Below are 6,477 nucleotides of genomic sequence, written 5' to 3'. Positions count from 1 at the left end.
TGAGTTCGGATTTGAGTTCGCCATCGTCGGGGATTTCCCCGTCGTCGTCCCACCGACCCTGCGTGTAGTATCGGGCGACGTTCCACAGTTTCGACGCGGAGAACCCACACTGGTCGAGGTCGTCACCCACCTGTTGGTGATTGACGATTTTCGCTCGATAGGTGCGAGTTGTCTCCAACATCGAACTGTATTCATAACTTATTATGGCGAATTATAAATTAAAAGTAACGACTGGGCGTGGAATATCCAGCAGTGCCATCGAACGTGGTTAGTGGAGGTGTTGTCGGCTGTATCCCCGCCCTGAAGGGCGGAGTTTTAGCCTTGTAACTTCCATAACGAAGCTCCCGCACTACTCGTTCCTATACAAGCGGTCGAACGAGGTCCCGGCCAGCCTCCAGCAGTTCCTCGACCCGTTGGCGGCTCTCGGCTTCGGCGTAGACCCGAAGCTTGGGCTCGGTCCCGCTGGGCCGAACCAGCAGCCACGAACCGTCTTCGAGCACCATCTTGAAGCCGTCAGTGTCGTTCACGGACTCGATTTCGACGCCCGCGACGCGGTCCGGCAGGCTCCCGTCGAGGTCCTCGATGACCGCCGCTTTCCGCTCGTCGGGGCAGTCGACGCTGATGCGGTCCTGAGCGATGTCGCCGTGGGCCTCGCGGAGTCGGTCGAGGCGGTCGTCCAGCGACTCCTCGCTGTGGGCCGCAGCGACCAGCAGGGCGACGAGAACGCCGTCCTTGTTCCGGAGGTGGCCGGTGACGCCGAATCCGCCCGACTCCTCGCCGCCCATGAGGGCGTCGTGGTCGGCCATCGCCTCGGCAACCCACTTGAAGCCGACCGGCGTCTCGTGGACGTCGTGGCCGTGGGCGGCCGCCACCCGGTCGACGAGGTAGGTCGTCGAGACGGTTCGGACGGCGTCACCGTCGTGGATGTCCTCTTCCAGCAGACCGTCGTAGAGCGCGACGAACAGCCAGTTCGCGTCGACGACGCCACGGTCGGGCGTGACGACGGCGATACGGTCGGAGTCGCCGTCGTTGGCGATACCGAGGTCGGCCTCGCCGTCCTGCACGCGGGCTTCGAGGTCCCGCAGGTGGGCGGCGGAGGGTTCCGGCGATTCGCCGCCGAACTCGGGGTCTCGCTCCGAGCGGAGACGTATCACGTCGGCGCCCGCGCGTGCGAGGAGTTCGTCGGTGACGCCGCGGCCGCTGCCGTGCATGGCGTCGTGGGCGACGGTCAGCCCCGAGAGGTCCGTCTCGACGAACGCGAGGGCGTGGTCGATATACGCTTCGAGGAAGTCCGTCTCGGTGACGGTTCCCCACTCTGATTCGGGAAGCGAGTCGGGTTCCCGGAGGTTGTCGGCCAGTCGGTCGGTGACATCGGGGAGGGCGGGGGCGCCGCCTTCGGGGATGAACTTGATACCGTTGTAGTCGGCGGGGTTGTGGCTCGCGGTCACCTGCAGGGCGCCGGCGAGGTCGAGGTTCCGGACCGTCCACGCGACCACGGGCGTCGGCGTGTCGCGGTCCGGGATGAGGGCGTCGAAGCCGTTGGCACAGAGGACGCGACAGAGTTCCTCGGCGGCCGCCCGAGAGCCCTCGCGGGGGTCGTAGCCGACCGCAACCGGCCCCGAGCCGTCGCTCTCCCGGAGGTAGTCGGCGACAGCCTGGCCGACCGCGCGGATGCGGGGGGTCGTGAACTCCTCGCGGGTCGTCCGCCAGCCGTCAGTCCCGAACTCGATGTCCATGAAGGCGAATCGGCAGGGGCGAGTAAAAAGACCGGTCCTCGCGGGCGGCGGGAAGGGGGACGCTTTTGAACGCCGGGACGGTAGAACGCGGCAATGGAAGCGCCGCTGTGGACGGAGAAACACGCGCCCGATATTGCCGACCTGCCGCAGGCCGAGGCCCGCGACCACCTCCGCCGTGCCGTCGAGGAGCCGATGAACCTCGTCGTCTTCGGTCCCCGCGGCGTCGGCAAGACCGCCGCCGTCGGCGCACTCGCCGAGGCGACCCACGCCGACCCCGACAACGACTTCGTTGTCATCAACGTCGCCGACTTCTTCGGCCGCACGAAGAAGGAGATCAAGAACGACCCCCGGTTCGCACACTTTCTTGAGGGCCGCTCGCAGCTCTCGAAACGCGACATGATCAACCACGTCCTCAAGGAACAGGCCTCGTACCAGCCGGTTTCGGGAGATTTCCGGACGATACTGCTGGACAACGCTGAGGCCATCCGTGAGGACTTCCAGCAGTCGCTACGCCGGGTGATGGAACAGCACTACGAGGCGACGCAGTTCGTCATCGCCACGCGCCAGCCCTCGAAGCTCATCCCACCCATCGAGTCCCGCTGTTTCCCGGTACCGATGCGCGCGCCGACTCACGACGAGACCGTCGAGGTGCTGGAGACCATCGTCGAGGCCGAGGGCGTCGACTACGACGCCGACGGCCTCGAATACGTCGCCGGCTACGGCGACGGCGACCTCCGGAAGGCCATCCTCGGCGCCCAGACGGCCCACGAGGAGGCCGGCGAGGTGACGATGCAGGCCGCCTACGACGCCTTGGGTGACGTGGGCATGCGCGACCGACTGGAATCGATTCTGGCCGACGCCGAATCGGGCGACTTCGAGGACGCTCGGGGTGGCCTCGACGAGTTGTTGTACGACGAGGGGTTCGCAGGCGACGAGATCCTGCGGGAGTTGCTCGCGGCGGCCCGGAGCCGTTACGACGGCCGCGAACTCGCCGAGGTTCACGAACTCGCGGGCGATATCGACCTCGAGATGTCCGAAGGGACCTCCGATAGGGTCCACCTCGGGCGCCTGCTCGCGGAACTCGGACGATAGCGATGACGAACCTCGCTCCCGTCGCCCCCGACGCGCCCGTCTTCGGCGTCTGTCGGCCCCGCTTCGGCGACGGCGACCTCGATTCGTGGCTCGACGCGCTCGACGAGGCGGGTATCGGCCGGGTCGTCTGTTTGCTTTCGGAGTCTGAAGCCGACGAGTACGGCGTTCCCGAGGCCTACGACGAGAGATTCGAGACGCGACAGGCGCCGCTGCCGGCCGACGGGGTGCCGGACGACGACGCCCTCGATGCGGCCGTTGAGGCGGTCCGGATGGGAAACTACGCGGGCCAGCGCGTGGCGATTCACTGCGACGACGGCCTCGGCCGGACGGGATTGGTCGCCGCGGCGTGGCTGACCCGGCATCACGGCTACGGCCCGATGGAAGCCCTCGACGTCGTCGTGGCGTCCGGGCGGGCGCCACGGAAGACGCTGCCCGACGACGTGGCGGACGAGCGGTTGCAGGACCTGTTGACGACCGAATACGAGGCCGACGAGGAGTAGCCGTTTATATCCGAATCACACCAGCACGTGGACGTACCGGACCAGCGAGCGGTGGACGCGCCGGTCGAACCGTGTTTCGACGGTCCAGCCGGCGGCCTCGGCCGCGTCGTTCCACGGCCGGTCTGCGACCAGCACCGCCTGCGGGGCGACCCGCCGGACTTCGGTGAGGGCGTCGCCGACCAACTCGTCCAGCGAGACGCTCTCGATTTTCGACTGGCGGCCGTAGGGCGCGTCGAAGACGACGCCCTCGAAACTGTCGTCGGCGAAGGGCAACCGCGTCGCGTCCGCGCGAACGACCTCGCCCCCATCCAGATAGTGGTCGAGATTCTGCCGGGCACCGCGGACCATCTTCTCCTGTGCGTCGACGCCGACGACGTCGCTGCCGGCGAGGCCGGCCTCCACGAGGATGCCGCCAGTACCACACATCGGGTCCAAAAGGCGAGTGTCGGGGGCCGCACCGGCGATGTTCGCCAGCGCGCGCGCGTCCATCGGGTCCATGCTCCCGGGCTGGAAGAAGGGCTTGTCGGTGGGCTGGCGGTCGCCGAAATCCCGCGTCGTCTCGCACTCGAGCCAGCCGAGCGCGGCGGTGTCCGAAAAGAGGGCGACGAGCGTGTGTTCGGGGTCATCGAGGTCGACCTCGAAGCCCCGGTCGACCAGCACGCCGCCGAGTTCGCGTTCGACGGCCTGTGTGTCGATATCCGTGCGGCCGCGGACGTCACGGGCGCGGACGGCGACGGTGCCTTGGCGATTGATGTTCGCGGCTTCCAGCACGGCGACCGCGTCCTCGACTGCGGGCTCGCAGGTGCCGACGAGTCGACAGACGCGGCGCGTGTAGGCCAGCGTCTCGGCACGACGAATCCCTCGGGCCGTCGCGAGGCCGGGCGCCAGCAACTCGACGTCGGAGCCGCGGCTGGCTGCCTCCCGAAGCGCGAAGGCGTCCTCGTCGCCGGCTAGCTCCAACAGATACACGGCCGAAACTGGCCGTCGCCCGCAAATAAACAGCGCGGTCATCACTCGCTTGTGCGACCTGTCAGAAACGACCACCTACATTTATAAACCTTAAATACGTGCTTTAAGTCGAATCATGCAGGACCCCAAGGAGACTATCAATATCGAGAACGTCGTCGCGTCGACGGGGATCGGTCAGGAACTCGACCTCCAGAGCGTCGCGATGGACCTCGAGGGTGCGGACTACGACCCCGAGCAGTTCCCGGGCCTCGTCTACCGGACGCAGGAACCGAAATCGGCGGCTCTCATCTTCCGTTCGGGCAAGATCGTCTGTACCGGCGCGAAGTCCACCGACGACGTCCACGAGTCGCTGCGCATCGTCTTCGACAAACTCCGCGAACTCGAGATTCAGGTCGACGAGGACCCCGAAATCGTCGTCCAGAACATCGTCACGAGCGCGGACCTCGGCCGCAATCTCAACCTCAACGCTATCGCTATCGGTCTCGGGCTCGAGAACATCGAGTACGAACCCGAGCAGTTCCCCGGTCTCGTCTACCGTCTCGATGATCCCGACGTCGTCGCGCTGCTTTTCGGCTCCGGGAAACTCGTCATCACGGGCGGCAAAAAGCCCGAAGACGCAGAGGAAGCCGTCGACAAGATCGTCTCGCGGCTGGAAGAACTCGGTCTGCTGGACGGATAGCGACACCTACTCCCGTCGCCGCACCGTAGTCGAGGTATGCTCCCGTTGCAGGCCGACCTCGTCGGCGGCGGCCCGCTCGCGCTCGCCGTCACGTTCGTGCTGGCCGCGCTTTTCTATGCGGTCACGCTCCACCTGGCAGCGCTGTGGGTACTCGGCGACGAGCCACATCAGCGCGCCGTCGCCGTCTCGCCGGTCCCCGCGGCCGTCTCGATGCTTCTCGGAGCCGCCGAACCGCTCGCCATCGCAGTGTTCGCCTTCCTCGCCACACTGGTGGCCGTCCGCTACGTCTACAAACTGACGACGAAGGGTGCAGCCCTGCTGACGACGTTTCACTTCGCCATCGCCGTCGTTCTCGGCTTCACGCTCCGGAACCTCCTGTTCGGGTGACGATTGGCGGCCTAAAATGTTAGCCACCACCTCTTTTATGCAGGGTAAGTTAGTGTGAAACGCTGGTCGGGTCCGTCACGAACCATTGACATGCGTCCCCCACCCCACTCGCGGCGATGACCTGCCAGCGCTCGGGGTATCCCCCACTCTCCCCACCCCGTTTTCGACAAACCGATAGCCACGTCTAGGGAACAAGCCGCTCGATCTCGGTGACGAGGATGTCGCTTGCGCCGGCCTGTTTCAACTCCGGAACCACCTCGAAGACCTCCCGTTCGTCGACGACGACGTGGACCGCGACGACCGACTCGTCCTCGGAGTCGCCGGCCACGTCCATGATCGTCGGCCCGCCCATCCCCGGGATGACCTCGCGGACATCGTCGAGGGCATCCGTGGGTACGTTCATCATCAGATAGCGCTTGCCCTCGGCGTCCAGCACCGACTGGAAGGCCGTCCGGACCTGTTCGACCTTCGGGTCGTCGGCGACGTCCGGGTTGGCAAAGAGGCGGACCGACGACTCCAGTACCTCGTCGATGACCGCCAGCCGGTTCATCCGGAGGGTCGTCCCCGTCGAGGTGATGTCGACGATAGCGTCGGCAATATCGACGTGCGGCGTCAGTTCGGTCGCTCCGGAAACCTCGACGATGTCGGGCTGGATGCCCAACTCCTCGAAGTAGGCCTCGGTGATCGACGGGAACTCGGTGGCGACGGTGCCACCGGTGAGTTCCTCGGGGGCCTGAACGCCGCCGTCCTCCGGCGAGGCGAGGACGAGTCGACAGCTTCCGAACTCCAGATCGAGCAGGTCCACGAGGTCGACGTCGGATTCCTCGGCCTGATCGAGGCCGGTGATGCCGAGCGCCGCGGCGCCGTCGGAGACGTATTCGGGGATGTCGGCGGCGCGGGCGAAAAGCAGCGACACGTCGGGGTCGACAGTGTCGGCGTAGAGTTTCCGGTCGGCGCCGTCTTTGACGTGCAGGCCGGCGCGTTCGAGCAAATCGAGTGCTGGCTCGTGAAGGCGCCCCTTGTTGGGCACGGCGATGCGCATATCCCCCGCTTGTGGCGGGCGGGTCTTTGCCCTATCGGACGCTGTCGGATGGGCCTTTACCCTATCGGACGC

General features: G+C 66.3%; 7 protein-coding genes and 1 pseudogene. 4 read left to right on the top strand and 4 right to left on the bottom strand.

Annotated elements, in window-relative coordinates:
* Window positions 1-181 (bottom strand): annotated as a pseudogene (locus V5A53_RS11670) (RNA-guided endonuclease TnpB family protein); the annotation flags it as partial.
* Window positions 182-359: 178 nt separating this feature from the next.
* The gene (locus tag V5A53_RS11665; RefSeq protein WP_332313787.1) at window positions 360-1,736 is read right to left on the bottom strand and encodes a phosphoglucomutase/phosphomannomutase family protein; all 1,377 of its coding nucleotides are present in this window, start codon (window positions 1,734-1,736) and stop codon (window positions 360-362) included.
* A gap of 93 nt (window positions 1,737-1,829) precedes the next feature.
* Here V5A53_RS11665 and V5A53_RS11660 point away from each other — a divergent pair, with 93 nt between their 5' ends.
* The gene (locus tag V5A53_RS11660) at window positions 1,830-2,828 is read left to right on the top strand and encodes an AAA family ATPase (RefSeq protein WP_332313786.1); all 999 of its coding nucleotides are present in this window, start codon (window positions 1,830-1,832) and stop codon (window positions 2,826-2,828) included.
* 2 nt (window positions 2,829-2,830) lie between these two features.
* The gene (locus V5A53_RS11655; RefSeq protein WP_332313785.1) at window positions 2,831-3,328 is read left to right on the top strand and encodes a protein-tyrosine phosphatase family protein; all 498 of its coding nucleotides are present in this window, start codon (window positions 2,831-2,833) and stop codon (window positions 3,326-3,328) included.
* Window positions 3,329-3,343: 15 nt separating this feature from the next.
* Here the strand turns inward: V5A53_RS11655 and V5A53_RS11650 are convergent, their stop codons facing one another.
* A complete protein-coding gene (locus V5A53_RS11650; RefSeq protein WP_442928618.1) occupies window positions 3,344-4,288 on the bottom strand; it encodes a methyltransferase domain-containing protein in 945 nt (314 codons plus the stop codon).
* Between the two features lie 124 nt (window positions 4,289-4,412).
* Between V5A53_RS11650 and V5A53_RS11645 the strand changes: the two genes are divergently transcribed.
* Together V5A53_RS11645 and V5A53_RS11640 are read left to right on the top strand one after the other, a co-directional pair.
* The gene (locus V5A53_RS11645; RefSeq protein ID WP_332313783.1) at window positions 4,413-4,976 is read left to right on the top strand and encodes a TATA-box-binding protein; all 564 of its coding nucleotides are present in this window, start codon (window positions 4,413-4,415) and stop codon (window positions 4,974-4,976) included.
* A 36-nt stretch (window positions 4,977-5,012) separates the two neighbouring features.
* Window positions 5,013-5,363 (top strand): DUF7473 family protein, encoded by a 351-nt coding sequence (locus tag V5A53_RS11640; RefSeq protein ID WP_332313782.1) that lies wholly within the window; start codon window positions 5,013-5,015, stop codon window positions 5,361-5,363.
* Between the two features lie 184 nt (window positions 5,364-5,547).
* Here the strand turns inward: V5A53_RS11640 and hisG are convergent, their stop codons facing one another.
* Window positions 5,548-6,405: an ATP phosphoribosyltransferase gene (gene hisG, locus V5A53_RS11635; protein ID WP_332313781.1), complete on the bottom strand. Its 858-nt coding sequence runs from the start codon at window positions 6,403-6,405 to the stop codon at window positions 5,548-5,550.
* Window positions 6,406-6,477 lie beyond the last annotated feature (72 nt).

The organism is Natronomonas sp. (genome assembly GCF_036625485.1).
Taxonomy (GTDB): Archaea; Halobacteriota; Halobacteria; order Halobacteriales; family Haloarculaceae; genus Natronomonas.
This window is presented reverse-complemented; position numbering and strand designations above follow the sequence as displayed.

What these genes read in the sequence shown, in the direction of transcription:
- V5A53_RS11665 (WP_332313787.1), bottom strand. Translation starts at nt 1,736, where the DNA reads ATGGACATCGAGTTCGGGACTGACGGCTGGCGGACGACCCGCGAGGAG.
- V5A53_RS11660 (WP_332313786.1), top strand. Translation starts at nt 1,830, where the DNA reads ATGGAAGCGCCGCTGTGGACGGAGAAACACGCGCCCGATATTGCCGAC.
- V5A53_RS11655 (WP_332313785.1), top strand. Translation starts at nt 2,831, where the DNA reads ATGACGAACCTCGCTCCCGTCGCCCCCGACGCGCCCGTCTTCGGCGTC.
- V5A53_RS11645 (WP_332313783.1), top strand. Translation starts at nt 4,413, where the DNA reads ATGCAGGACCCCAAGGAGACTATCAATATCGAGAACGTCGTCGCGTCG.
- V5A53_RS11640 (WP_332313782.1), top strand. Translation starts at nt 5,013, where the DNA reads ATGCTCCCGTTGCAGGCCGACCTCGTCGGCGGCGGCCCGCTCGCGCTC.
- hisG (WP_332313781.1), bottom strand. Translation starts at nt 6,405, where the DNA reads ATGCGCATCGCCGTGCCCAACAAGGGGCGCCTTCACGAGCCAGCACTC.